Below are 24,658 nucleotides of genomic sequence, written 5' to 3' on the forward strand. Positions count from 1 at the left end.
AGTTTTTCATGATTCCAAGACCGATGATGCCGATAAAAGCAACGATCGATACAATGATCAGAATCGGAAGTAAAGTATCTCCCAAGTAATTCAAGGCAGTTCCTCCTTAACTCCAACTCAATAACTTTCATCCGGGCGTAACCCTCATTCTTTATTGTACCCCATAGCCAGGTTTTGTGACAGATACTCTCTGCAAAATTTAAGTGCAGAGTTCATCAGGAAAGCCGATTTTTCACGATTCCGCCACTTCTTCATTGCCTGGCACAGGCGTCCCCTGATGGAATATCATTTTCCAGCGGCTGCCGTCAGATTTCCAGATCGAGCTGCGGTTGGCTGCATTTCCTGTTTCTTCATCCACTGTCCGGTAAACAGCCAATACGGCACGATCTCCGATTGTCTGTAAGCGAAATTGATCGATGCTTAGTCTGACGTTCCCGAGTGAGCCTGCCCTCATACAATCGTCCTTCGAAAAAGATCCGCCGGATTTGCCGAATTCGAAAAACGTTTCATCGAGCAACGGGCCAAAACGGTCCGGATCGCTCCTGACCTGATTGTCCAACAGGTCCATTTCAAGCTTTAGAATGTGTGCTGTCAACGCTTCCAATTCCGATAACCCGCCTTTATGCTGATTTCAAGCTTCCACAGGATTATCGGTTTTGATGCAGACAATCTCGACTTCCCACTTGTCATTGATATATAGGCCTACAATTTCCTTGAATCCGAGGTTCCAGGACTGGATAAGCTCCACTGAATCCAGTATTTTCCCTTTTTTCTTTTCGGCACTGACCGGATATCCGGCACAATCATAATGGCCGGCAATGGCAATATACTTAGAAGCGTGTCTGTCCGTCGATACGCGCACACGGTCGTAGATATTCTTGATGATTTCCGTATTGTCGCTCCGGAGCAGCTTATTGGGTCCGGCTTCGGTGATCATATCCACATAAAGCGCATTATAGCGCTGTTTCATCCAATTCATAACCGGTTCCTGGACGCGACCATCCATACAGTTGATTGCTGTTACAAATTCATTCTTTTCCATGACATTCCCCCCGTTTCCGGACCGCCCATAGGGTCGCGATCCAAATCAATCTTCAAAAGCTATTTACAGAATATCAATATCCCGCCACAAGATGCGAATTTTTTCGATTCTTGTCGAAATTCGTTCTTAAGTCATGGTTCTCCGGAACGGGAATTCGAACCGGATTAGACCGCGTGCGCGGTAATCACCGTTCGGTTGTAGCGATTATACATGATTCCCATTGCCGCGTCTCTAAAGAAAAAAAAGGATGCCGGCATTGGCATCCTTTTTTGCATTATGCAGTGTTTCTTTCCCGATGTTCCCGAACTCCATACAAAGCGACGTACAACAGAACTGCGAACAGGACAACTCCGGCCAAGAGCTTAAAGATCCCGTCATAACCGACGTGCGGCACAAGGCTACCTAGGATGTAGGGGCCAAAGCCCACACCGAAGTCGAGAAAGATGAAGAACGTTGAGGTTGCAAGACCCATCTTATGAGGGTCTGCGACCTTAACCGACAGTGCCTGTGCGCTTGATTGGAAGTTGCCAAAACCAAGCCCGATCAGTACACCCGCCCCAAGAAGCATGGCCCCGGTGGATGATTCACTCAGCAGTACCAGCCCGCCGGCGAAAAGAAAGAGTGCCGGCATGACTACAATATTGCCGCCCTTCAGATCAAGCAATTTGCCGGTAAATGGCCTTGAAAGCAGAACCGTAATCGCATAAACGAGGAAGAAGAAGCTTGATGCGGTCACCAGATTCACTTCTTCTGCGTAAAACATGATAAAGCTCAGCACCCCGCCATAGGCAATTGCCACAAAGAGTGTGACAATACCGATCGGAAGCGCATTTTTTTCCATGAAGGACCATACGCTGAAGCTTTCTTTTTCCTTCTGTGAATGGACAGAATCCAAATCCTCATCCGCCTTGATTGTAATGGCCAGTACAAATGAGGCAAGAGCCAGGATCGTACAGAAAAGGAAGAGCATCGAAAATGGCAGATGCTTTGCAAGCAAGATTCCAAGGAACGGCCCCAATGCAGCGCCTAGTACGCCGCTAAGGCTATAATACCCGATCCCCTCCCCCCTGCGGTCCGGAGGCAGCACGCGGGCAACGATCGATCCCGTAGCAGTAGATCCGACCCCCATCCCCATACCGTGGATAAAACGGATCAGCAGAAGGAGCGGCAGATTAAAGGCCAGGAAGTAAGTAGCGCCGGATACAACATACAGCAGTGTTCCGGCCACAAGGACCTTTTTATTGCCGATTCTTTCGACAAGCGGCCCGGCAATAAAACGTGCCATGAGCGCACCGATGATATAGGAACCGGAAACAAGTCCTGCAGTGCCGGCATTTGCCTGGAACCTGTCAGCCGCAAATGGCCCGATCGTCACCATCAGCAAATACATGACGATAATCAGGAAGAAGTTAATAAGTGAAGCGAAAATAAAATCTTTCGTCCAAAGCTTGTGAGTCTGCATATACAACCTCATTCTGACTTATTGAGTAATGCCTATAGAAATTCTCCAACCCAAAAAAGCGCCACACTCTACAAGCGGCGCTGCATCTCTGTGAAGCGTTCGGACATGGCGTTCTGTTCATGTTCCGGGATGTCCCCAATCACTTCCCGCTCCAGCTTTTCAATAATTGCTGACGCTCCGTTATAGACGTTGCGTCCATGATCAGTCAGCAGAATCTGTTTGGCTCTCCGGTCCTGCCCCTGCCTGGTTTCGATCAGGCCGATTTCCAGCAGCTGCTGAATCGTTCTGGAGACGCTCGGTTTTTCAACAAATTGCCGTGCAGCCAGCTCTGCAGGTGTCATCCCTTCCTGCTCGGCGATCAGACGGAGTGCCGACCATTGAGGCAGTGTCAATCCCACTTCCGAAAGCGCTTCTGAAGTTTTTTGAATGAACGGGCGATATAGATCGGTGAACCTCCTGAAAAACAATTGATGCGATTTCAGATTCATGGAATCCTCCGGAAATAAAATATTAGTTAGTTTAGCTAACTAATGATATCATGTTCTTTTTCACCTTGTAAAGTAAACTCCCCATCATAGAAAGACAGCTGATGATCATTTGCCATCAGCTGTTTCTTTTAACAAGATAGGTTCTTCTTGGGTTGGCTTCGGTGAGATACCTGCTGAGTAATCCAGTTTAAGTTTTTCCAATTCCAATTTCATCTTTTCTGTCTCGGCAATAAAGTTCTGCTGTTTGAGCTTTTCCAATTCGATTTCATCCTGAAGCCTGTCTTTCTGAAAAGCAAACATTCTTCTCCGATGTTCAGTGATGATTGCTGTTAGTGGGATCGTCATGACGATCATTACGATCAAAATTGCTCCCGACATTTATAACAGCTCCTTTTAAAGTTTGTTAAGATACGGATAGAGTGGCGGAAAAGTTTCAATTATCAGATGAAAGTATTTTTTGCGCCAATTTACCATTGATTAAAAATCAATAATGATGCATAATCATTCTTAACATTCGCATTGGAGGCGTTTCGGATGAAGAAAAGGCGGATTGTCGTCAAGATTGGAAGCAGTTCACTGACTGATACGTGCGGCGGACTGTCGGATGCCATGGTTCGTGAACATGCGGCGGCAATCGCTTCATTGATGCAGGCTGGACATGAAGTGGTTCTTGTTTCTTCAGGGGCAGTTGCAGCCGGTTTCAGGAACCTTGGGTACACCTCCCGTCCCGGCTCTACGGCAGGCAAACAGGCGGCGGCTGCAGTCGGCCAGGGACTGCTGGTGCAGGCCTATACTGAAGCGTTCCGCAGCCACGGGATCGTGGTGGCACAGCTTCTGCTGACGAGGCAGGACCTCATGCGCAAGGAGCGCTTCCACAACACCGGCCGGATGCTGGAGGAACTGCTTCACCGTGGTGCTCTTCCCATTGTAAATGAAAATGATTCGGTATCTGTTGAAGGAATCACTTTTGGGGACAATGACATGCTTTCGGCTCTTGTGGCCGGCCTGGTCCACGCTGACTTTCTCTCGATCCTCACTGATGTTGACGGACTTTACGATGGCAATCCGAACTCCGATCCGGAAGCTAAAAAATATGCCTTCATCCCGGAGGTCCATGACGGTTTGCTGAAACAGGCCACAGGGACAGGATCGGCTGTCGGAACCGGAGGCATGCGTTCAAAAGTGCTTGCCGCCAGAACTGCTGGCAGTCTCGGTGTCCATGTATTCATCGGTACCGGTGAAGGGGCCGAAAAACTGATCGATATTGTGGAAGGTCGCGGAAACGGCACCTACATCGGAATTTCCTCACTTATGTCCGGCAAGGATTCAAAACGCTGGATGGCTTTATGTTCCGTGCCGGCGGGAAGCATCACCGTGGACAGCGGCGCAGCCCGTGCACTTGCCGGGAAAGGCACCAGCCTGCTGCCGGTCGGCATCACCTCTGTCACTGGCACATTCAAACAAGGTGAAGTGGTGGACGTCCTCGACGAGCAAGGCGAACTGATCGGCAGAGGCATGGTGAATTATCCGGCTGAAACAGTCAGGGAGATTATCGGAAAACCGGGAGATGATGCCATGAAAATTTCCGGAGGGACCACACCTGAAGTTATTCACTGCAACCGGTGGATTCATCTGAAAATCAAGGAGGCGGTACGATGACAAACGTTCAGAGCACCCATTTCGACGCACTTCAGACAATCGGGATCAACTCGAAGAAAGCCGCGGCCAGCCTGACAGGGTTGCCGACTGCGGCAAAAAACGATGCCATCAAGTCGATCTCAGAGGCACTCCGGTCCAAGGCGGCAATTATCCTTGACGCGAACCGTGAAGATTTGGAAGCAGGCCGTGCCGCCGGTTTGTCCGAATCCCTTCTGGACCGGCTCATGCTGGATGAGTCCCGCATCGGTGCCATAGCGGATGCGCTTATCGAACTGACTGCAATCGACGACCCGGTCGGTCAAATTGTAGATGAATGGGAACGGCCAAATGGCCTGAGACTGTCCACTGTGCGGGTTCCGCTTGGTGTGGTCGGAATCATTTATGAAGCACGTCCCAATGTCACCGTCGATGCGGCGGCCCTGTGCCTCAAGACCGGGAATGCCGTCATTCTGAGAGGCAGCTCGTCGGCCATCCGTTCCAATATGGCACTTGTGGCCGTAATCCGGGATGCCATCGAAACTGTGGGCCTTCCGGCAGATGCAGTGCAGCTCGTGGAAGACACGAGCCGGGAAACAGCCGCCCGCCTATTTAAGATGAATGATGTTCTCGATGTCCTCATTCCCCGGGGCAGCGCAAATCTGATCCGAACCGTTGTTGACCAGGCGACAGTTCCCGTAATCGAGACCGGTGCCGGTAATTGCCACGTCTACATCTCTGAGTCTGCCGACAAAGAGATGGCGATCCATATTGCAGTAAACGCCAAAACGCAGCGTCCCTCCGTCTGTAATGCGGCGGAAAAGATTCTGATCCATCAAAACTGGCCACATACGGCGGAGCTGGTACAGGCATTGCAATGGGAAGGTGTGGTCATCCATGGTGATGAAGGCATTATAGACCGTGCGGATGGTGTACTTGTCGCCTCCGACGAGGATTGGGCGATGGAATACCTTGACCTCGAAGTCGCGATCAAAGTTGTTTCTTCAACCGAAGAAGCCATCAGCCATATCAATACTTATGGCACCCGGCACTCGGAAGCAATCGTCAGCAATGATACGGCCGAAGCGGCTAAATTCCAGATCGGTGTCGATGCGGCTGCCGTTTACCATAACGCGTCCACCCGCTTCACTGACGGATTCGAATTCGGATTCGGCGCCGAGCTCGGCATCAGCACACAAAAACTACATGCCCGCGGACCAATGGGACTCCCTGCCCTCACTTCGGTGAAGACATTAATTGCGGGCAGCGGTCAGTGCAAGTGATTCCTGCGGGACTAAAAAAGCCGGCTCCGATCTTGGGAGCCGGCTTTCTCATGACCATATTCAATCACATAATTCCTGCCGTGATGACAACGGTTTACTGTCTTTCACGCAAGGCAATACTTTACATGCGTGACCGAAAAGGAGGAAGCAGTGACCATGTCACCACATCACAAATTCAGCCATAAGACGAAGAATCTATGGGCAGGTGTTTTGTTTGGTCTTGGCTTTGTTGCATTTATCGATGAAACCATCTTCCATCAACTGCTGCATTGGCATAAATTCTACGATCGTTCTACGACATCCGTCGGACTCATTTCAGACGGGCTTTTTCATGCATTCAGCTGGTTCGCCACAGTTGGCGCGCTATACCTGGTTGCAGATCTGATGCGCCGGCATGCATTTTGGCACAAGATGTTCTGGGGAGGGAAACTGCTCGGCGGAGGAGGCTTTCAACTGTATGATGGCATCATCCAGCATAAGCTGATGAGGATCCATCAGATCCGCTACAATGTGGACATTCTGCCGTACGACCTCATTTGGAACATTACAGCCGCTATCATGATCATTGCGGGGCTTCTATTAATCCGGAGTGCCAGGAAAGATAGCATACGGATAAGCGGGGGCGAGACCTTTGCATCATGAGCATGCATTCCTTCCCCCTGCCCTCCAGATGCTCATTGTGTTTTTCGCAACTTTAGGAACTGCTGGATACCTCCTCCTGATGCTTAGGACAAATAAAGTCCAACGGCTAAAACAATGGCCGGCCTGGAGGTTTATTTTGTGGCTATCAGGATCGTCAATGGCGGTGGCGGTTTTTGCAGGACCGCTTGCCGACGCTGCCCATCTGGATTTCCGATTTCATATGGCTGGCCACCTGCTCCTCGGGATGCTTGCGCCGCTCCTGATGGCCCTTTCCGCACCCGTCACCCTGCTACTCCGGGCACTCCCGGTACCGGCTGCCAGGCAGGTTACGAAGATGCTTCGGCATCCGGTCGCACGCTTTTACCGGAATCCCATCACGGCGTCCGTGCTGAACATCGGCGGGCTCTGGCTCTTGTACGCCACACCCCTGTTTCAGCTGATGCACCATCACCTGTGGCTTTACCTGCTCATTCACATCCATGTATTTGCTGCGGGCTATCTGTTCACAATATCCATGATTTATATCGACCCGGCCCCTCATCCAAGCAGCCACTTGTTCCAGACGGTCATTTTTATCTTTGCACTTGCGGCTCATGGCATACTGAGCAAGTACATTTATGCAAACCCCCTCCCCGGCTTTCCGGCAGATGAAGTTAGGGAAGGCGCCATGCTCATGTATTACGGAGGCGACCTTGTCGATCTTGTCATCATCATCCTGCTGTTCAGCAGCTGGTATCGGGCAACCGCTCCCCGGCATTCCTATCAAAAAATTGAAACGTCTTAGCCTCTCCCCTAAACTGTAGTATGTATTCGCTACAAAATGAAAGGGGCTGGCGTTCATGGGCAAACAGGTTAATCTAGGAAAGTCAGGTCTAAGCGTAAACCCGATCGGTCTTGGTACAAACGCGGTCGGCGGCCACAATCTCTACCCAAACCTGAATGAGGATACAGGACGGGAACTCGTGCGGACGGCGATCAGCCATGGCATCGATTTTCTCGATACTGCATTTATTTACGGAATGGGCCGTTCTGAAGAGCTTGTAGGTGAAGTGGTGCGCGAATCCGGCAGACGACAGGACCTGGTGATTGCCACAAAAGGGGCTCACCGTCAAACCGGGGACGGGATCGTCGTCGATAACTCCCCTGCCTTCCTGCGGGAGGAAGTGGAAAAGAGTCTGAAGCGGCTTCAGACCGATTATATCGACCTTTACTATATCCACTATCCTGACGAAGACACACCGAAAGCCGAAGCTGTCGGTGCGCTGAAAGAACTGAAAGACGAAGGCAAAATCCGCGCAATCGGCATCTCGAACTTCTCACCGGAACAACTGAAGGAAGCCGACCAGGATGGCTATGTGGATGTGTTTCAGGGAGAGTATAATCTTCTTGAGCGCGGCGCCGAAGAAGCCTACTTCCCGTACACTTCCGGGCACGGCATTTCTTTCGTCCCTTACTATCCGCTCGCCGCAGGCCTTCTTGCCGGGAAGTACAGCGGCAATGAGACATTCGACGACCTCCGGAAAAGCCAGGCACGGTTCCAAGGAGAGACGTTCAAACAAAATGTACAGCGCGTGAACAAGCTGCGGCCCATCGCTGAAGCCCACAATGCGGAAATTGCACATATTGTTCTCGCTTTTTACCTCGGAAAAGGGCCGATCGATTCGGTCATCCCGGGTGCAAAGCGTTCTGAACAGGTGCTCGACAACCTGAAGACACTTGAAGTGTCTCTTTCGAAAGAAGAACGACGAGAAATTGAATCGATTTTCAGATGAAAATCTCAATATGAAAAACAGCAGCCGGTTCCTCTTTTGCAGGAACCGGCTGCTGTTTTTATAATAAATTTGAATAACCCTCTTGCCGTCAGGCAATTTCAGGGGTTGGCTGAACGTCGTCGTCGACGAGTGCATGGCGCTCCCAGGCACGGCTTTTCCACCGTAGAGCCATGAAGATCCCCCTTGTCCATTCGTCAGCAGCAATTGCGAGCCAGACACCGACGAGACCAAGGTCCATCACAAATACAAGGAAGTAACCGAGCGGAAGGCTCATCATGACCATCGAAAGTGCCGCCATCAGGACCGGGAATTTCGCATCGCCCGACGCACGTAGGGAGTTGATGATGACGATGTTGAACGTCCTGCCCGTCTCCAGCAGGAAGGCTAGGAGGAGAACCGAAGCCCCAAGTTTAATGATCGCTTCATTGTCCGTAAAGAGCCGCATCAGAGGATAGCGGAACGTCATGACGACCGCAACCATGATGATCGTAAACAGGAACGCCCATTTCAGGCTTTTCCAGAGCCCGGTGTAGGCCTCTTCCTTATTTCCGGCTCCGACAAGACGGCCGGTGATGATCGACGTCCCAAGGCCGATCGCCAATGCGAACAGATAGCTGAACATCGAAATGTTCACCGCATACTGCCGGGCGGCAAGCGCTTCTGTGCCGAGATGAGTCACATAGTATAGGAAGACGAGCTGGCATCCCTGATACAAGATCTGCTCAAATGCGCTCGGAAGCCCGATGTTCAGGATTTTGGCAATGTATGAACGCGTCCAGGTAATGTAGTATCTGAATTCAATCTTATACTCCATCACTTTGTACAGCAGCCAGAAAAAGACGAACACAGCAATGACCCGGCTGCCGACTGACGAAATCGCGGCTCCCTGTACGCCAAGTTCGGGAAGCCCGAACTTACCGAAAATAAGGGCATAGTTACCGATTACGTGAATGATATTCATCCCGAGCGAGACGAACATCGTCTGCTTCGTGAAGCCGTGCACCCGGATCACGGCAGCAAGGGAGTTGATAATAGCCTGCAGGAAGATCGCACCCCCGACAATGGATAAATACGCTTCCGCATGCGCAAGCACTTCACCCTGCAGATTCATCGCAGTCATCAGACGGTTCGTAAACAGCATAAACATGCCACTGAGGCCCAAACCGACCAAAAGGTTAAGGGAGACCGCAAGTCCTGAAATTTTCGCCGCCTCTATATAACGTTTGGAACCCAAGTACTGGGAAACCACAATCGCCGCTCCGTTCCCGACGACTTCAAGCACCAAGATTGCGATATGAATATACTGGTTGGCAGCCCCCACACCGGATACTGCATCATCCGACAGTGAACTCAGCATGAAGGTATCGGTCAATCCCATCAGCATGAACAAAAACAACTCGAGAAAAATCGGCCACGTCAGGTGAAACAGGCTCAGCTTCTTTTCCTGGCCGCCAACTGCAGTCGCAGACATCGCAATTCCTTCTTCCTTTTTTTAGAATCAAAACAGGAAATATCATACCATGCCGACTTTACATTGGAAACCACTTCAGCTTGGAATTTCACCTGGAAAGTTTAGATGGTTTATTTTGTATTTTTAGTCTGATATGATAAGTAGGAAATGAACCTCGAAAGGATGAATGCCCGATGGCACAAGTCGAAAGCTTCCTTCTCGACCACAACAAAGTGATTGCCCCTTATGTCAGGCTTGCAGGCACTGAACAGCATACAAAAGGTGCATCGCTTCAGAAATATGATCTCCGTTTCCTCCAGCCCAACAAAGATGCAATGCCGACTTCTGCGGTCCATACACTTGAGCACCTGCTCGCCACCTATATGCGGGACGAAGTCGAAGGCATTGTCGATATCTCCCCTATGGGATGCCGGACCGGCTTCTACATGATCATCTGGGATGAACACGATCCTGCAGAAATCGCGCGTGGACTAAAGGCGACACTGGAAAAAGTGATCGAAACGGAAACAGTTCCGGCCGTTTCCGCACTTGAATGCGGCAACTATAGGGACCACTCCCTGTTCGCCGCCAAAGAATATTCCAAGCAGGTCCTTGATGCGGGAATCAGCATTGATGCATTCGAACGGAAATTTGCAGAGCCTGTAAACTGAATTTTAAAAGGAGACCCCGTCAAGGAGTCTCCTTTTGTGTTTTATGGAGTTCATGAACTGAGTGCAGGCTTTTCCCTGTTGGGAAGCAGCAGTGAGACCATTATCGTTAAAATGGTTGAAGCGAGCACTCCCCAAAGGATCCCTGCAGTCACCGACACAATGGCGCCGGAAAGTATTCCGGCCCTTGCTCCCCATACCGTGACACGGCTGTTCCGTTCTCCCATCTCAAACCGTTCTGACTTTCTCTTTTTCCACAGCAGCCCGACGATCAGCACCGGAACAACGCCTCCCCCGGCCATCGTATAGGCCAGTGAGAACAGATCGATGATTGATTCGAACAGGAGGGCAGCCCCTACAGAAAACACACCGACCAGCAGAACGCACCAGCGGGTCATGTTCACATAGAAGGCCTCTTTCCTTTCCCCCATGTTGGGGATGATCAGATCATTCACGATCACGACTGAAGCCGCATGAAGCAGTGAAGAAGCGCTGGAGATTGCAGCAAGAAAGACGAGCAAGAAAAAGGCCAGCACTGCCACAGGGGTCAGTTCTTCCAGAATAAAGTGGGAGATGGCCTGATTCGGATCAAGCGACTGGTTTTTCGTATAGACGACAAGTCCTGCCAGAGTGGTAAGTGAAGTGAATACGATCGCGATAATGCCACCGAATAGCATCGCCCGGCTTGCCACCTTGGGACTCTCCGCCGCAAAACAGCGCTGCCAATATACCTGAGCGGCCAGGATACCGAACACGCCTGTCACGAACAGGCTCAATACTTCCATCGCCGATAGGTTCAGTGCTGTCAGATGGAGCCCGTCCACATCGGCAAGCTGGTTTTGGAGTGTCGAATAACTGAAGTCGACCTCGCTGAATACACGGTAATAGAACCATAGGGCGATCGCGATTAGAAGAGAACCCTGAATAAAGTCCGTCCAAACAACCGAATACATGCCGCCTATGGTTGTATAAACGATAAATACACCGGAGAAAAGAAGTATCATCGGAAGCGGTTCGGTTCCGGTGAAAGTCGAGAAAAGCGCACCCATCCCGATTGCCTGACCGCTCGTCCATGCAATCATGATCGCCGAAGTGAGGACAGCAATCAGAGCCCGGGCAACCCGGTCACGCAAAATCAGATCATCCATCATTTCAGCTATGGTGACGTATGTAAACCGTGCTGCAAAACCGGCAAAAACAAGGGCAAATAAGACCTTGGCACCCTGCTCCCCAAAAACAAACGGGATATTGGCCACTCCGATCTCATAGCCTTTGGCAGAGTGTCCGACGAAATTCCCTACTCCCATAATGGTGGCGATATCAGTGAAAAGAATCAGGATAAAAGGAAGCGTGCCCCCCGCAATGGCATACTGGACAAAACTTTCCCCTGATTTTTTCCTGAACAAAAACGCAATCATAATGAAGAGCGCACATAACACGATGGTCAATCCCCAAATCCAAACTGATATATTCACTAAATCCCCCCTGTCCCGCTGTCTTCTCCCTCCCTTCCACACCTTTCTGCAAGATTCCTTTTTTCTCCCGAAATTATGCCGATTAAGAAAAGGCCGTGCAGATACACAGCCTTTTCTTGGTGTTGCCCATTATGATCCATGTTTGCACCGGATTTCCTCAGGTTGGTTTGGTCAGTTTCCCACCCGATTCCAAAGAAGACTCTCAGGAACTGCATATTTTCCGAAAGGCGTCCGCAGCCCCCGATATGCATAAGCTCAACTTAAACTTCCGGAGACTCTGTCACCAACTGTTCCACTTATTATGCGATCGTTTTTCGTCAAACGGAAAACTCGAATAAATCCAGCCGGCATGACCGTACTAAACATCTTTGGTTTGATCCAAGAGAACCTTTCTTAATGCCGCAATGCGCTCCTTTTCGTACTTGCATTCCAGATAAAGAGAATGCCATTGGCCAAGTACAAGTTCAAGCTCCTCCAGGCAATTGTGGAGCTTCCCGGGCTGTTCATCCAAATATGCTAAATAAGCATCGCGGAACAATCTGGTGACTTTTTCGGCATCTCCGATCTGAACAAGCTTCAAACGGATTTCCGGTTCGGAAGTGAGCTTGCCGGCAGCATAAAGCACATGGACCATAGCGATGTCTGCCATGTCCTGCAGTGGATCGATTTTCAGATACCGTTCGCGGAATGCGATTCCGCTGCCCAGAGCCTCGGCTTCTGACGGGTTTTCAGGTATGTAATAGGGAGACAATGACGCATACAAGGCAGGCGTCAGCGGATGATCAGGATGCCGCCTGATCAACTCCTCTGCTTGAGCAACTGTTTCCGGGCTCCAATCTGTCCCTTCAGTATCTTCCTGCATCAGACGGTAACTGATCAGCACCAGTTCCTTGCCCGGCGTTTTTCCCGAAAGCATGGACAAGTGCTTTCCATCCGTCATCATTCCCTTGCTGTCGGTTGGGATCAGGTTGGCTGCTCCCAGAAGGAGATTGACGATGGCAAATGTCAGAAGGATGCCGGATGGAAGGATAGTGTAAACGAGAGCAGTTGCAACGGCTGCCGCAACAATATTGGCTGCAGGACCGCCGGCCACATACCGTTTTAGCCCGGATTCCATCTGTTCCGAAGGTGTTTCGGCTGGAAACCGCAACATGGCACGCCCCAGGTAACCAAGTGCAGGCTTCTGAAAAATGATCCGGCTCCTTCCGCCTGACCGGATTATAACAATCGGGCCGATACTCATATTCATGAACTTCATGCCTGAGAAGGATCCTGCGATGGCATGCCCGAATTCGTGGACGATCAGGGCAAGTACTGCACTAATAACGATGGCGACCAGAATGACCAGTGTGCTTTTCAGATCGATGACAGGATCATGGATAAACAGATAAGGAAGGAACATCGGCCACAAGAGGACACCGATGGCAAGGCCGGCCAGTGTTTGTCTGAGACTCTGCTTTTTGTGTCCTCTCTTCTTTTCTTTGGGTGCCGTCACCAAATCGGTTCCTCCTTATCCGTAAGTTCAATGAGTTGCGGGTAGATCAGATGAAAGACGGCTGCAATCAATGCCATTCCCCCAAACAGGGTCAGCCAGTTAAGGTCAAAAAACGCATTGAGGAGCATTGGAATCAGAATCAAGAACGGCATATAAGCTCCGCGCTTTCTGGAAACGGAAGTCAGATGCTGTTCCTGCCTGCAGTTTGGACAGGTCATCGACGGCTTAAGGGTATACATCGCTCGCATTGTTTCCTTGAATGACCACTGATGACAACATGTTGCACAGACGGGCATGAAGGTACCCCCCTTTCTTTATTTGTGCTTTATCGAACGGATCATAAACACAATCATCGGAACAAACATCAGTACAAGGAAAACCGGAAGGAACATTATTCCGATCGAATCTTCGCCGCCATGCGCTACTTGAACTGTTTGATAGGTCAGGTAGATGAATACAAAAACGACGATGTTCTTCAGAACGTTCAGCATCATTCTGGAATTGCGGTACTGGAACTCAATATTGTGCTCATTCAGTTCCGCCAGGTAATTGTGCTTTTCGGGATATTTCTCAAGAATGGTCATTCCGATCCAGAGCAAGGCCGCGATGATGGGCAGCATCACAAGTGTCCATTTGGATTCCCAGCGGTCCACTTCTCCTGCCCCATTAAAGTGGGCAGGAACTTCAGCGGGCAGATCTCCCCACGTCAAGATCAGATAGCCGGTACCCGCGACAAACAACAGAATAGCAGCCCAGTCGAGTATTCGTTCCAATGCTGTTTTTGGAATGTCCAGTTTCGGACGATTATAGGTCTTCACGCTTATCACCCCTGCTTTATTTACGCTTTGTCCCCTTTGCAGGTTTCAAGTTTTTCGTGCTCACCAGCCGTGTATTCCGGATTTCTATTGCATAGAACTGTTGAAACGGGTATAGGACAGTAACCAAGATACCGGGAGGAGGCACGATGATGAATACTGCAATCATCATTCCCGCTTACAATCCGGATGACAGCCTGCCGGACTATATCAGCCAACTTAGGCAACAAGGGAATTACCGGATCATTGTTGTGAACGACGGAAGCGCCCTTCGGTCTTCGACGGTCTTTGATTCGATCCGTAAAATGAAGGGATGTACCATACTTACCCACGAACGGAATCAGGGCAAGGGGGCAGCACTTAAAACCGCATTCCGTCATGTACTCGATCAATGCGAGGACGTCACTCATGTCGTGACAGCCGATGCAGATGGCCAGCATGCCGCCGGGGATGTCATCAGAGTAATGGCGGAGACCGAAAAGTCTATCCGTGGACTCGTGTTCGGCGTGAGGGACTTTATCCACCCGGACATTCCGGCGAGAAGCCTGTTTGGAAATCGGATGACGTCCCGGCTGTTCCGCATGCTTTTTGGCAGGCGGCTCCACGATACACAGACCGGCCTCAGGGGCATCCCCCGAAGGGATCTCCATTGGCTCATGACCATCCGGGGCGATCGGTATGATTATGAAATGAACATGCTGATCCATGCCGTCCGGGAGGATCTCGATATCCGGGAAATCACCATTGAAACCATCTACCTGGACCACAATGCCAGCTCCCACTACCGTCCCGTACTCGATTCAATCCGGATCTTCGTGAAGATCTTCTCCGGCTATTTCAGCGGAAAGTCGCTGTATGTAAAACCTGCAGAAAAGAAAGTTGCAGAGGAAACCTAAAAACTGGTCAAGCCTGTCCGGAACATCCGGGCAGGCTTTTATTGATTGAACACACAAAAGAGGCCGCGCAGCTTGGCTGACCGCGGGCGTCTTTTGAAGAGGAACATATTCTATATTCAATATTTACCCGATTATCCGTCAGGGAAACGTTGCGTCAGTGAGTGGTGGTACCGCTCATCTCGTCGAGGACCTCATCAGGAATATCAATGCCCTCTACCTCGTTTATCCGGTCGTAATTCAGCTGATAGCTGATCGTTTCGGTCTGCCCTTTTTCCGTTCCGGTAACGGTATAGTAAAAACTTTTCATCATCGACGATTTGTCATCAAGACGGACCTCCAACCGGCTCATTGCTGATTCCGGCTGGATATCTCTAAAAGAAATGGACAGCGTTTTACTGAAGGCCTCAAATACCTTCTGGCTATCTCCCTCGTATATCAGCGAGTTCCGTGCATCGGCTATGTCCAGTTCCCCTTCGATCTCCCGCAACAACTGTACGATGTCCATATAGCGGACCGAGGGCAGATCATTTGCAGTGATGTCTTCAGTGCTTTCGTTTGTCCATCCATCGCCCAGATTGACGACAAGACGTTCACCTGCCTGGTAATATTCCAGTACAGACGTATTCTCCCGGGATACGACTTCTGGCATTTTCTCGTATATTGCGTGCATCTCGGGCATATCAAAGTCTGCCACTTTGACCTTTCCCATGGTTGTTTCCTGCTTTCCGTCCGGGGTTTCCACTCCGATCTCAACATCCATTTCATAGGAGTCCACTTCTGAAATCGTGCCGAGCAGCTCACCAAACAGCTTGTTTCCAGATTTCTCTGCGCCGATTTCATCGTCAGCTTCTCCTCCTCCACACCCTGAAAGGAAGAGGATGAATATCAACAGTATCCATTGTTTTTTCATCTGCGTCCCTCCTGCTGTCCGCTCTTACTTTACCCCCACGAGAAAAAAGGAACCTGCTGTTCGCAGATTCCCTTTTCTTATTCGATGCCATCGGGGTATGTCTTTTCAAGAAAAGTAATGGAACTCAGGATGATCTCTTTCAGGACATCCTGGTCGATGTCATCGAGTTTATTGACATACACACACGACTTGCCGGAAGTGTGCTTTCCCAATCTGGAGAGCTGTTCTTCCCGTTCCGAATTGTCCACTGTCACGTAAAGGCTGATTTTTGCCTTTCGCGGGGAAAACCCGACAAGCGGCGAGTCCCCCTCATGACCCGTGGCATATTGATAGTGATACTTGCCGAATCCGATGATGCTCGGTCCCCACATCACTGCTTCCCTGCCGGTGGTTTCTGTAAATAAATCGAGGAGGCGATAGGCATCCTCTTTTTTCCGGGGATGCTCGATCTGCTCGATGAATTCGACAACACTGCTATCTGATGGTTTGGTTTTCTGCTCATACATGAAAATCCACTCCTTTATTCCCAGACGTATGGCGTTTCTTGATACACATAGTAGTTAAGCCAGTTCGAGAATAGCAGGAACGTATGTGATCTCCACGTATTGAGCGGAATATTCTCCGGATCATCATCCGGAAAGTAATGCTCGGGGATGGCGGTGCCCAGTCCCTTATCTTGGTCTCGACGATACTCGATCGCGAGAGTGTCTGCGTCATACTCCAGATGCCCAGTGATCATAATATGCCTCTCGTCTTTTGAAAGGATGATAAAGGCACCCGCCTCATCCGATTCTGATAGAAGATGAAGCTCCGGGTGATTACGGATTTCTTCCGAGTCCACCTCGGTATAGCGTGAATGGGGCGCGACGAACAGGTCATTGAATCCACGCGCCAGCCGTACAGTCGGGTCTGAAATCGTATGCCTGTATACTCCGAAACATTTTTCCGGAAGCGGCCGCTTTCCAATTCCGTAGAAATGGTAAAGCGCTGCCTGTGCGCCCCAGCAGATATTGAGGATTGACGTTACATTCTGGTCTGACCATTTAAAGATTTCTGTTAGTTCGTTCCAATAATTCACTTTTTCGAAATCCAGATGCTCGATCGGGGCACCCGTAATGATCATTCCGTCAAACCGCCGGTGCCTGACCTCATCGAACGTGACATAGAAAGCATCCAGATGTGACTTACTGGTATTTTTCGACTGATGGCTGGCCATCGTCATGAATGTGACATTCACCTGTAGAGGCGTATTGCCAAGCAAGCGCAGCAGCTGGAGTTCGGTCCGTTCCTTTTCCGGCATAAGGTTCAGGATCAGGATGTTCAGTGGCCGGATGTCCTGAGAAACCGCCCGGTCCGAGTCCATGACAAAGATTTTCTCCTCCTGCAGTTTTTTTGTAGCAGGAAGGTCTTTTGGTATGTTGATCGGCATGTCCGATTTTCCCCCTTCTTGGCAGGTTGTCTATATGAAAGCATATGGATAAACCGCAATATCCAAATGATAGACGATTCAGAGGCCGAATGGTAGGAGAAAGTTTCGGAACTTTAGATGACTTCGATCAATTTCGCCGGATCATTGCGGTGCAGCCGATAGTATTCCACTGCAGCAGGGATATAATCGGCAAAATCAGGGCATGTGATTCCGGAGGGTTTAAGATCCCTTTGTGCTTCTGTGCAATCATAGACTGCTTCCAGCCGGAAATAATCAAGTGTTTCCCTTTCCACCTTCACCCATCTGCGGAGCGGAGGGAATGACAGCATGATCCGGACCGTCGAATGAGGCATCGTGAATGAAGGCGCTTTCCCCGTCAGCGCCTCGGAAATCAGCCTGAAAGCTTCCCTCGCCTGATACGGGTTCGGATCGGTCAGATGGTAGACTTTATCAATTCCATCGGCATGACGGGAAAGATATACTGTGGCCTCGACCACATAATCTACAGGTACGAGGTTGATCAGCGCCTCGCCTTTGCCCACGTAAGGTATCGGCATCCGCGAGAATTTATCCAGATAGCGCATCATGAAATACGGGCCGTCAAACTTTGCGGTTTCACCGGTTTTTGAATCCCCTAGTACGATTCCAGGGCGGATGATGGTAGTCGGTATGCGGTCCCTCATGTACTGGACCAGCACTTCAGCATCATGTTTCGTCTTTTCATAATGGTTTTTAAATTCTTGGCCAAGCGCCAGCTCGTTTTCATAAATCGTACCCTTCCGGTCTCCGGATACATAAGCGGTGCTAAAATATACATAGCGTTCAATCGCTTTGCATTCCAAAACCCAGAGGTTCACATTCCTCGTCCCCGTAACATTCACTGACTGGGCGATGCGGTCATGTACGGCAAGATCGTAGATTGCCGCAAGATGAAAGACATGGGTCACCGTCTCTTTCAGGCGCTCGGATACTGCCTTTTCCAGTTTCAGATTGGTCTTTGTTATATCGCCGGCATGGATCCTGAATCGCTTGGTTCGTTTGTTTCCCTTGAGCCTCTGAACAATGCGCTCGGCCTCGGGAATGGCAGATTCATGGACGAGCAGCTCAAATTCGGACTCCGGCTCCTCTTCGGCCAGCCTGCTGATCAACCGGGTTGCGAGAAATCCCGGAAATCCCGTAAAAAAATATGTTCGCTTCACCAACTCCTATATACCTCCCCCGTATCATCTCTTTCACGGACCCGTTGGAACGATTGACTATGCCGGTTTTTCAACGCAGATGATCCCTATTCCTTCCCATTCAGAAAGAAAGTCAAAACAAGATGTGTTCTCACCTATTTCGACAGCCGTTTCACAATAGGCAGTACGGGGAAAATACAAACTATCACTGATTGGGAGGGTTCTATATGCCAGGAAAAAACAACAATGGTCCTGATAAGTACTTTGATGACCGGGCCGGGACAGACAATGCCAACTACCACGTCGTACCGGACGATGGCAAATGGGCATTGAAAAAAGAAGGCGAAGAAAAGCAGATCCTGCAAGAGGATGACAAATCCCATGTGGTAGCCCGTGCCAAGAAGTTGGCGGAGGAATACGGAAGCATGGCCATCATCCATGATGATGACGGGAAAATCGAGGATCAGATTGAATATTGACAGGCAAAGGCGGCCCGCAAGACCGGTCCGCCTTTGATATAATGATGAAAATGTTATTAAGGAGGCAGCGATATGCAGGACGAAAACACCCCGAAGTTTTCCGACGACAAAGATCTTGATGAAGAGACCCTGTTTATCGTCTCCCAGACATTCAAGGCCCTGTCTGATCCGACAAGGCTTAGAATCCTGAACCTTCTTTCGGAGCATGAATATCCGGTCAATGAGATCGCCTCCCGGCTTTCCCTTCTTCAGAGCACCGTATCCCATCAGCTGCGCTTTCTGAAAAACCTCCGGCTCGTCAAGTATCGCAGAGAGGGCACTTCACTCCATTATTCCATCGACGATGAACACGTAGTGGACTTGCTCCGTGAGGCGATCGATCACGCCAGACACCATTAAGGAGGTGACCCCTGTTCCACGGGTCACCTCCTATTTGAATATCCCTTATCCGCAACACAACGAAATCCAATATTTCCGGTAGAACTTTCAGGTGTATTCGATGAACGGGCAGCTATACGGTAACGATTGCAGTATGAATCGTGACACAAATAAGAACCGCCCTTCATCACCTTCACCATTCCTATTTCCGGACCGGCAGGATTATGGTTGCCGCTTCGGCGTTCTGTGAACCAGTCCGAGCACCACTCCCATACATTGCCGGACATATTATAAAGGCCGAAACCGTTTGGTGAATAGGCTCGGACTGGAGCCGTTCCCACATAGCCGTCACCTGCCGTATTTCTCATCGGGAATTCTCCTTGCCAAATGTTGAACCGATGCTTTCCATCCGGCTTGAGCTCATCTCCCCAAGGATACTTTTTGGACTCAAGCCCCCCTCTTGCCGCATACTCCCATTCCGCCTCTGTTGGCAACCGTTTGCCGGCCCAGCTGCAGTAGGCCAGTGCATCCCGGTAAGAAACATGCACGACAGGGTGATTCATACGTGCATCAATCACAGAGTCCGGACCTTCAGGATGCCGCCAGTCTGCCCCCGGAACGGCAAGCCACCATGGCGCCTGAGGAACACTTCCCATTACCGTTTCTGCAGACTTGTCACTGACCAGCAGATGAAAGACAAACGACCACCCCAACTGTTCAGCATCTGTTATATATCCCGTCTGATCGACGAATTCGCAGAACGATGCATTCGTCACTGAAACAGGATCGATCAAAAACGAATCGACCGTTACCACGCGGACCGGCCCTTCCCCGTCTTGCGGATAACCTTCCTCCTCCCCGGCGCCCATTCGAAATGAGCCGCCCGGAATATAAATCATGTCTTCCCGGTCAAGGGGCTTTCCGAACCGTTCTATGATTTGCGGCTTTTCCGGCCGTACAGTGACTTTTCGTCCTGGTGTGCAACAGCCGGCATCCGGATTTGTCAACTCGCCCACTTCCTTTCCGTTCTTCTGCATAGCCTTCCCTGTTTTGCCATCCGCGCAAACAGGGAAGAATAGCTGGAGAATACAATTGAGGTGATTCAATTGGAACAAAACAAGCCGAACGTGGTGTTGATCCTCGCGGACGATTTGGGGTATGGGGACGTTTCTTCTTTTAACCCCGATTCCAAAATCAAGACATCGAATATTGATGCCTTGGCAGGAGCAGGAATGCGCTTCATGGATTCCCATGCAACTTCCGCACTGTGTACACCGTCGAGATACGGCCTGCTTACCGGCAGATACAACTGGCGCTCGCGGCTGAAGAGTTTCGTCTGTCCCGGAGACTCCGAACCGCTGATTGAAAAGAGCAGACGGACGATGGCGCAGATGCTGAAGGATCAGGGGTACCAAACTGCAGCAGTCGGAAAATGGCACCTCGGTCTCGGCTGGCATCTGAAGGATGAATACGACTTTGATAGATTCGGTCTGAATGCAGATGAATTTGCAGTACCCGAAACCCGGATGGGACGTGACGGTAATTTCGATCCGACAATTGGATTGATCGACATGGAAGGGCTGGACATCGATTATTCAAAGCCTATTGCACATGGACCGCTCCAAATGGGGTTCGACTATTTTTATGGAACTCCGGCTTCCCTGGATCAGCCGCCTTTCGTCTATATCGAAAATGACAGGGTGGTTGAAGAGCCGACAGAAATTACAGGTGTACCCGGACTCGACAGGATCGGTGCCAGCCAGCAGAAAGCTTGGCAGATCGGCGTGAAAGCACCTCATTTCATTCATGAAGAGGTCCCCGCCAACATGCAAAACAAGGTACTGGAACTGATCGAGCAATTTGCCGAAGGCGACCGGCCGTTTTTCCTGTACTATCCGGTTCACCTCGTCCATGGTCCGATTCTTCCCCTCCCGGAATTCGAAGGCAAATCCGGGATCGGAGATTACGGGGATTGGGTTCTCCAGCTTGACGCCTACGTCGGCCAGATTACGGATAAGCTGAAGGAGAAAGGGCTGTTCGGGAACACCATCTTCATTTTCACAAGCGACAACGGGGCATCAGGAGTTGCAGACTTCTCCAGCCTGATCAAACAGGGTCATAATCCGAGCCATCATTTCAGAGGTCATAAATCAGATATTTGGGAAGGCGGACACCGGGAACCGACCATCGTCTCCTACCCTCCGATGATCAAGGGCGGCACTTCTTCCAACCATATGGTGAGCCTGTCGGATTTGTACCGCACGCTTGCCGAGCTGACCGGTGCGGAAATTGGAGACAATGAAGCTGAGGACTCAGTATCCAATCTTACGATCTGGAAAGGAAATGAACAGTCCATACGCAACGATATCGTCCATTCTTCAGGAAACGGCGGATTCTCAATCAGGAAAGGCCACTGGAAACTCAACCTTGTGACAGATGGCGGAGGCATGGATCTGATTGGTCCGGATATTTCATTCATGCCTTCCGAGCTATTTGACCTTAGCCGGGATGTCAAAGAACTTCAAAATGTCATTGACCAGCATCCGGACATCATCGAATCCCTAATGAATGACTTGAAGGACTATGTTAAGAATGGCCGGTCGACTCCCGGTGGCCCCCAGCAGAACGAGCGCAACAATCCGACGGGCAAATGGCGGCAGCTGGAATGGATGGATGGGTACGGAGACTATATTGAGGAATTTAAGAAATAGCAAAACAGGTGATCCGCAAAGTATGCGGATCACCTGTTTCAATTGCATGTTCCATGAGGGCTCGGGCATCCCCCGCTGCCCGACTCAAGCTGGATAGTGCTGTGTTCGATGCTGTACCTATCATGAAGAATCCGATGTGCATTGCGGAGGATCCGATCCGGATCACCCTGTCCATCAATGGTTATATGGCAGCTAAGGAGCGGTTCATCCGGTGTAACCGACCAGACGTGAAGATCATGTACATCTGTCACATCGTCCAGTTGTTCAAGTGATTGACGGACTTCCTCCGGATCGATTCCTTCCGGAGCGGCTTCCATCAGGACATTGGCGGCATCCTTTGTCACCCGCCAGCCGCTCACCAACACGAGGATGGAGACGAGAATGCTGGCAATCGGATCGGCAATCCACCAGCCAAATAAGATCATCAGCAATGCGGCAGCTATCGCTCCCACTGAGCCAAGCATATCACCCATTACATGAAGGAACGCACTCCGCACATTCAAATTATCATCTTTCCCGCCACGCATCAGGATAAATGCTGCCGCTATATTAATGAGCAGTCCGATGGCTGCAATCACCAGCATGCCGGTGCTCTGAACTTCCGGAGGTGCCATGAAACGCCGCACTGCTTCTATCATGATTAGAACGGAGATGACAATAAGGGTGATACCGTTAATTGCGGCAGCAAGGATTTCAAAACGGCGGTAACCGAACGATTTCTTCTCTGTCGCCTTTCTGGCCCCCAGTACAATGGCGACAAAGCTGAGTCCCAGTGCCGCCGAGTCGCTCAGCATATGTCCGGCATCCGACAACAGCGCCAGACTGTTTGTCAGGAATCCACCGATGAATTCAACAACCATAAACGCAGTGATCAGTATAAACGCCCAGAACAACGCCTTTTTATTGGAAGTTGCATGACTATGAGAATGACCGTGATGATGGCCCATGAATATCCTCCTCCCAAACTAATTATATGACTATGTGTTCATATATACATTATGTCAGTATGGTCTATAATGTGCAACCGGCTCGTAATTTCTTTTTACCCTCTTCTGCGGCAGTCAATTCAAATAAAAGAGCAGCCACAATGGCTGCCCCCGTCCCTCATTGCTTTTTCAGTAAACCTGCTCGTTTTTCCAGGCCCTCCCGCCATTTTTCGGCGAGTTCTTCGACGGACAGCACACGCTCCACCGCTGTCGGGTCGGTATACTTCCTGAAATAAACATCATTTGCTTCCTGTACTGAAATCCCCGCAGGATGCACACTGATGCGGCTGATTTCCGAATCCTGTCTGACCATCCCTTCCTCGATGACACGGCAAAGGTAGCCAGTAAACCCTGTTTCGATGATTCTTGGAAGAATCATCGGAATCCCGAGCCTGCGTGAAATGGTGTTGCACGGTACACGGCTCTGGGTAACCTGGATCAGGGCTTCGCCGATCCTGTACACGTCGCCGATGTGAACCTCACTCTCCGTCATGCCGGTGACTGTGAGGTTTTCACCGAAGGCAGATGCCGGCAGTGTCACACCGAATTCCCGTTCCCATAGAGCATAGTGTTCATGCGAGTAAATACAAACTGCCCGATTGCGTCCGCCGTGGTGTCGGGTGTCCGCCACTCCGTCTCCTGCAAACCCATCCCGGGACAAATATGCCTGTTCTGTTTTTTCCTTAGCAATTCCTGACACCATTTCCTTGCCGTCGTCCAATTCCAGGGTTTTTGGTTTCCCCGTGGAAAAGTGAACCAGTTTATTCATCCCTTAGCCTCCATCCGCAACACATGTTATAGAGTCCAGTATATCGCAATTTCAAGCTCCGGGAATCAGGTTCATTATACGTCCAGTTCTTTTTTCCACCTTTACTTATTCGTCCATCCAAGAAATCTTATCGAACTTCTCGCCGGCCAGCGGAGAAGCGGCAATGGATTCAATGATATGCCCTTTCATCACAGCCAGGTGTCACCCCCTGCTTCCAAAGTCTTTGGGAGAAACTGCATGGGAAGAATGCCGATACCCATTCGGCAGACTGGATTCCAGCGGTTGGTTTACCAGATTTTCCGGTAGCGCTTATAACGATAATCACCAAGTGTAAAGGTCGTTTTCCCGCTAGCTTCAACTGTTGCATCTTTACGGTCTGAAATGGATCCCCCACTGACCGTGACCAGCTCTGCATGATTACCGCTGCACACGAGAAAGTACGCCTCTTTGCCCTTAAGCTGACTGAAAGCCCGGTTCAGTGTCAGCGTTTCATCAAACAGCATATCCAGCAGCCTGGTCTTTCTTTCTGCAAACCCGGTTCTGATCATCTCATATACTGCTGATCCTTCAACCACTGACTTCAGAATGATTTCCTCCGCTTTGTTCATTTATGTCCTCTCCTCAAATGATTTTCATATTCTACTTAGGTTTACGGAGGGGTCGGGAATTGGTTTCAAATAAGAAAAACATGATCC

28 protein-coding genes are annotated in these 24,658 nt (G+C 50.2%); 10 read left to right on the forward strand and 18 right to left on the reverse strand.

Translation table 11 applies throughout. From position 1 onward, the window contains the following. Positions 1 to 232: 232 nt before the first annotated feature. The 5 genes from BMX91_RS07375 to BMX91_RS07395 all read right to left on the reverse strand — a co-directional run bounded on the left by BMX91_RS07375 (position 233) and on the right by BMX91_RS07395 (position 3,370). A complete protein-coding gene (locus tag BMX91_RS07375; protein ID WP_092051629.1) occupies positions 233 to 604 on the reverse strand; it encodes a nuclear transport factor 2 family protein in 372 nt (123 codons plus the stop codon). A gap of 27 nt (positions 605 to 631) precedes the next feature. Continuing rightward, positions 632 to 1,042 (reverse strand): carbonic anhydrase, encoded by a 411-nt coding sequence (locus tag BMX91_RS07380; RefSeq protein ID WP_092051631.1) that lies wholly within the window; start codon positions 1,040 to 1,042, stop codon positions 632 to 634. A 274-nt stretch (positions 1,043 to 1,316) separates the two neighbouring features. After that, positions 1,317 to 2,504 carry an MFS transporter gene (locus BMX91_RS07385; RefSeq protein ID WP_092051633.1) on the reverse strand — a complete coding sequence of 396 codons (1,188 nt, stop codon included), beginning with the start codon at positions 2,502 to 2,504 and terminating at the stop codon, positions 1,317 to 1,319. 68 nt (positions 2,505 to 2,572) lie between these two features. Further along, complete coding sequence (locus BMX91_RS07390) at positions 2,573 to 2,992, reverse strand: MarR family winged helix-turn-helix transcriptional regulator (protein WP_092051636.1); 420 nt, start codon at positions 2,990 to 2,992, stop codon at positions 2,573 to 2,575. A 105-nt stretch (positions 2,993 to 3,097) separates the two neighbouring features. Then, positions 3,098 to 3,370, reverse strand: a complete 273-nt coding sequence (locus BMX91_RS07395; RefSeq protein WP_245744320.1) for a hypothetical protein — start codon at positions 3,368 to 3,370, stop codon at positions 3,098 to 3,100. Positions 3,371 to 3,526: 156 nt separating this feature from the next. Here BMX91_RS07395 and proB point away from each other — a divergent pair, with 156 nt between their 5' ends. From proB to BMX91_RS07420, 5 genes are all read left to right on the forward strand, one after another. Beyond that, positions 3,527 to 4,651: a glutamate 5-kinase gene (gene proB / locus BMX91_RS07400; protein WP_092051639.1), complete on the forward strand. Its 1,125-nt coding sequence runs from the start codon at positions 3,527 to 3,529 to the stop codon at positions 4,649 to 4,651. Further along, entirely contained in the window at positions 4,648 to 5,910 is a 1,263-nt protein-coding gene (locus BMX91_RS07405; RefSeq protein WP_092051642.1) for a glutamate-5-semialdehyde dehydrogenase, read from the forward strand. The genes proB and BMX91_RS07405 overlap by 4 nt, the downstream gene beginning before the upstream one ends. A 156-nt stretch (positions 5,911 to 6,066) precedes the next feature. Continuing rightward, the gene (locus tag BMX91_RS07410) at positions 6,067 to 6,552 is read left to right on the forward strand and encodes a DUF2243 domain-containing protein (protein WP_092051645.1); all 486 of its coding nucleotides are present in this window, start codon (positions 6,067 to 6,069) and stop codon (positions 6,550 to 6,552) included. 28 nt (positions 6,553 to 6,580) lie between these two features. Continuing rightward, on the forward strand, positions 6,581 to 7,336 hold the full coding sequence (locus BMX91_RS07415; RefSeq protein WP_245744349.1) for a cytochrome c oxidase assembly protein: 756 nt from the start codon (positions 6,581 to 6,583) through the stop codon (positions 7,334 to 7,336). Between the two features lie 55 nt (positions 7,337 to 7,391). Then, complete coding sequence (locus BMX91_RS07420) at positions 7,392 to 8,324, forward strand: aldo/keto reductase (protein WP_092051649.1); 933 nt, start codon at positions 7,392 to 7,394, stop codon at positions 8,322 to 8,324. An 88-nt stretch (positions 8,325 to 8,412) separates the two neighbouring features. Here the strand turns inward: BMX91_RS07420 and BMX91_RS07425 are convergent, their stop codons facing one another. Then, complete coding sequence (locus BMX91_RS07425; protein WP_092051651.1) at positions 8,413 to 9,795, reverse strand: MATE family efflux transporter; 1,383 nt, start codon at positions 9,793 to 9,795, stop codon at positions 8,413 to 8,415. A 173-nt stretch (positions 9,796 to 9,968) separates the two neighbouring features. On the opposite strand from BMX91_RS07425, the gene BMX91_RS07430 reads away from it, so the two are divergent. Beyond that, positions 9,969 to 10,445: an S-ribosylhomocysteine lyase gene (locus BMX91_RS07430; RefSeq protein WP_092051654.1), complete on the forward strand. Its 477-nt coding sequence runs from the start codon at positions 9,969 to 9,971 to the stop codon at positions 10,443 to 10,445. 50 nt (positions 10,446 to 10,495) lie between these two features. On the opposite strand, the gene BMX91_RS07435 is transcribed toward BMX91_RS07430, so the two are convergent. From BMX91_RS07435 to BMX91_RS07455, 4 genes are all read right to left on the reverse strand, one after another. After that, positions 10,496 to 11,917, reverse strand: coding sequence for a sodium:solute symporter family protein (locus BMX91_RS07435; protein WP_092051657.1), 1,422 nt, complete (start codon positions 11,915 to 11,917; stop codon positions 10,496 to 10,498). A gap of 358 nt (positions 11,918 to 12,275) precedes the next feature. After that, positions 12,276 to 13,415 carry a zinc metalloprotease gene (locus BMX91_RS07445; protein ID WP_092051663.1) on the reverse strand — a complete coding sequence of 380 codons (1,140 nt, stop codon included), beginning with the start codon at positions 13,413 to 13,415 and terminating at the stop codon, positions 12,276 to 12,278. Next, positions 13,409 to 13,708, reverse strand: coding sequence for a TIGR04104 family putative zinc finger protein (locus tag BMX91_RS07450; RefSeq protein WP_092051666.1), 300 nt, complete (start codon positions 13,706 to 13,708; stop codon positions 13,409 to 13,411). The genes BMX91_RS07445 and BMX91_RS07450 overlap by 7 nt, the downstream gene beginning before the upstream one ends. A gap of 18 nt (positions 13,709 to 13,726) precedes the next feature. Beyond that, on the reverse strand, positions 13,727 to 14,230 hold the full coding sequence (locus BMX91_RS07455; RefSeq protein ID WP_092051669.1) for a DUF1648 domain-containing protein: 504 nt from the start codon (positions 14,228 to 14,230) through the stop codon (positions 13,727 to 13,729). Positions 14,231 to 14,379: 149 nt separating this feature from the next. Here BMX91_RS07455 and BMX91_RS07460 point away from each other — a divergent pair, with 149 nt between their 5' ends. Further along, positions 14,380 to 15,123: a glycosyltransferase family 2 protein gene (locus BMX91_RS07460; protein WP_177168313.1), complete on the forward strand. Its 744-nt coding sequence runs from the start codon at positions 14,380 to 14,382 to the stop codon at positions 15,121 to 15,123. 154 nt (positions 15,124 to 15,277) lie between these two features. On the opposite strand, the gene BMX91_RS07465 is transcribed toward BMX91_RS07460, so the two are convergent. The 4 genes from BMX91_RS07465 to BMX91_RS07480 form a co-directional block, all read right to left on the reverse strand. Next, a complete protein-coding gene (locus BMX91_RS07465) occupies positions 15,278 to 16,033 on the reverse strand; it encodes a hypothetical protein (RefSeq protein ID WP_092051675.1) in 756 nt (251 codons plus the stop codon). 77 nt (positions 16,034 to 16,110) lie between these two features. Next, entirely contained in the window at positions 16,111 to 16,539 is a 429-nt protein-coding gene (locus tag BMX91_RS07470; protein ID WP_092051677.1) for a DUF1801 domain-containing protein, read from the reverse strand. Positions 16,540 to 16,553: 14 nt separating this feature from the next. Then, positions 16,554 to 17,462, reverse strand: a complete 909-nt coding sequence (gene metA, locus BMX91_RS07475) for a homoserine O-acetyltransferase MetA (RefSeq protein WP_092051679.1) — start codon at positions 17,460 to 17,462, stop codon at positions 16,554 to 16,556. Between the two features lie 113 nt (positions 17,463 to 17,575). Continuing rightward, positions 17,576 to 18,661 (reverse strand): SDR family oxidoreductase, encoded by a 1,086-nt coding sequence (locus tag BMX91_RS07480; protein ID WP_322787452.1) that lies wholly within the window; start codon positions 18,659 to 18,661, stop codon positions 17,576 to 17,578. Positions 18,662 to 18,867: 206 nt separating this feature from the next. Between BMX91_RS07480 and BMX91_RS07485 the strand changes: the two genes are divergently transcribed. Both BMX91_RS07485 and BMX91_RS07490 read left to right on the forward strand, forming a co-directional pair. Next, positions 18,868 to 19,119: a DUF2188 domain-containing protein gene (locus tag BMX91_RS07485; RefSeq protein ID WP_092051684.1), complete on the forward strand. Its 252-nt coding sequence runs from the start codon at positions 18,868 to 18,870 to the stop codon at positions 19,117 to 19,119. A gap of 72 nt (positions 19,120 to 19,191) precedes the next feature. Continuing rightward, on the forward strand, positions 19,192 to 19,518 hold the full coding sequence (locus BMX91_RS07490; protein WP_092051687.1) for an ArsR/SmtB family transcription factor: 327 nt from the start codon (positions 19,192 to 19,194) through the stop codon (positions 19,516 to 19,518). A 23-nt stretch (positions 19,519 to 19,541) separates the two neighbouring features. Here the strand turns inward: BMX91_RS07490 and BMX91_RS07495 are convergent, their stop codons facing one another. Next, on the reverse strand, positions 19,542 to 20,504 hold the full coding sequence (locus tag BMX91_RS07495; RefSeq protein ID WP_245744351.1) for a formylglycine-generating enzyme family protein: 963 nt from the start codon (positions 20,502 to 20,504) through the stop codon (positions 19,542 to 19,544). Positions 20,505 to 20,627: 123 nt separating this feature from the next. Between BMX91_RS07495 and BMX91_RS07500 the strand changes: the two genes are divergently transcribed. Further along, positions 20,628 to 22,208, forward strand: coding sequence for a sulfatase family protein (locus BMX91_RS07500; protein WP_245744353.1), 1,581 nt, complete (start codon positions 20,628 to 20,630; stop codon positions 22,206 to 22,208). A gap of 38 nt (positions 22,209 to 22,246) precedes the next feature. Here the strand turns inward: BMX91_RS07500 and BMX91_RS07505 are convergent, their stop codons facing one another. The 3 genes from BMX91_RS07505 to BMX91_RS07515 all read right to left on the reverse strand — a co-directional run bounded on the left by BMX91_RS07505 (position 22,247) and on the right by BMX91_RS07515 (position 24,571). After that, positions 22,247 to 23,155 (reverse strand): cation diffusion facilitator family transporter, encoded by a 909-nt coding sequence (locus tag BMX91_RS07505; RefSeq protein ID WP_092051693.1) that lies wholly within the window; start codon positions 23,153 to 23,155, stop codon positions 22,247 to 22,249. A gap of 157 nt (positions 23,156 to 23,312) precedes the next feature. Then, on the reverse strand, positions 23,313 to 23,963 hold the full coding sequence (locus tag BMX91_RS07510) for an MOSC domain-containing protein (protein WP_092051695.1): 651 nt from the start codon (positions 23,961 to 23,963) through the stop codon (positions 23,313 to 23,315). Positions 23,964 to 24,250: 287 nt separating this feature from the next. Next, positions 24,251 to 24,571, reverse strand: coding sequence for a hypothetical protein (locus BMX91_RS07515; RefSeq protein ID WP_092051697.1), 321 nt, complete (start codon positions 24,569 to 24,571; stop codon positions 24,251 to 24,253). Positions 24,572 to 24,658 lie beyond the last annotated feature (87 nt).

It is taken from the genome of Bhargavaea ginsengi (assembly GCF_900109165.1).
Lineage (GTDB): Bacteria > Bacillota > Bacilli > Bacillales_A > Planococcaceae > Bhargavaea > Bhargavaea ginsengi.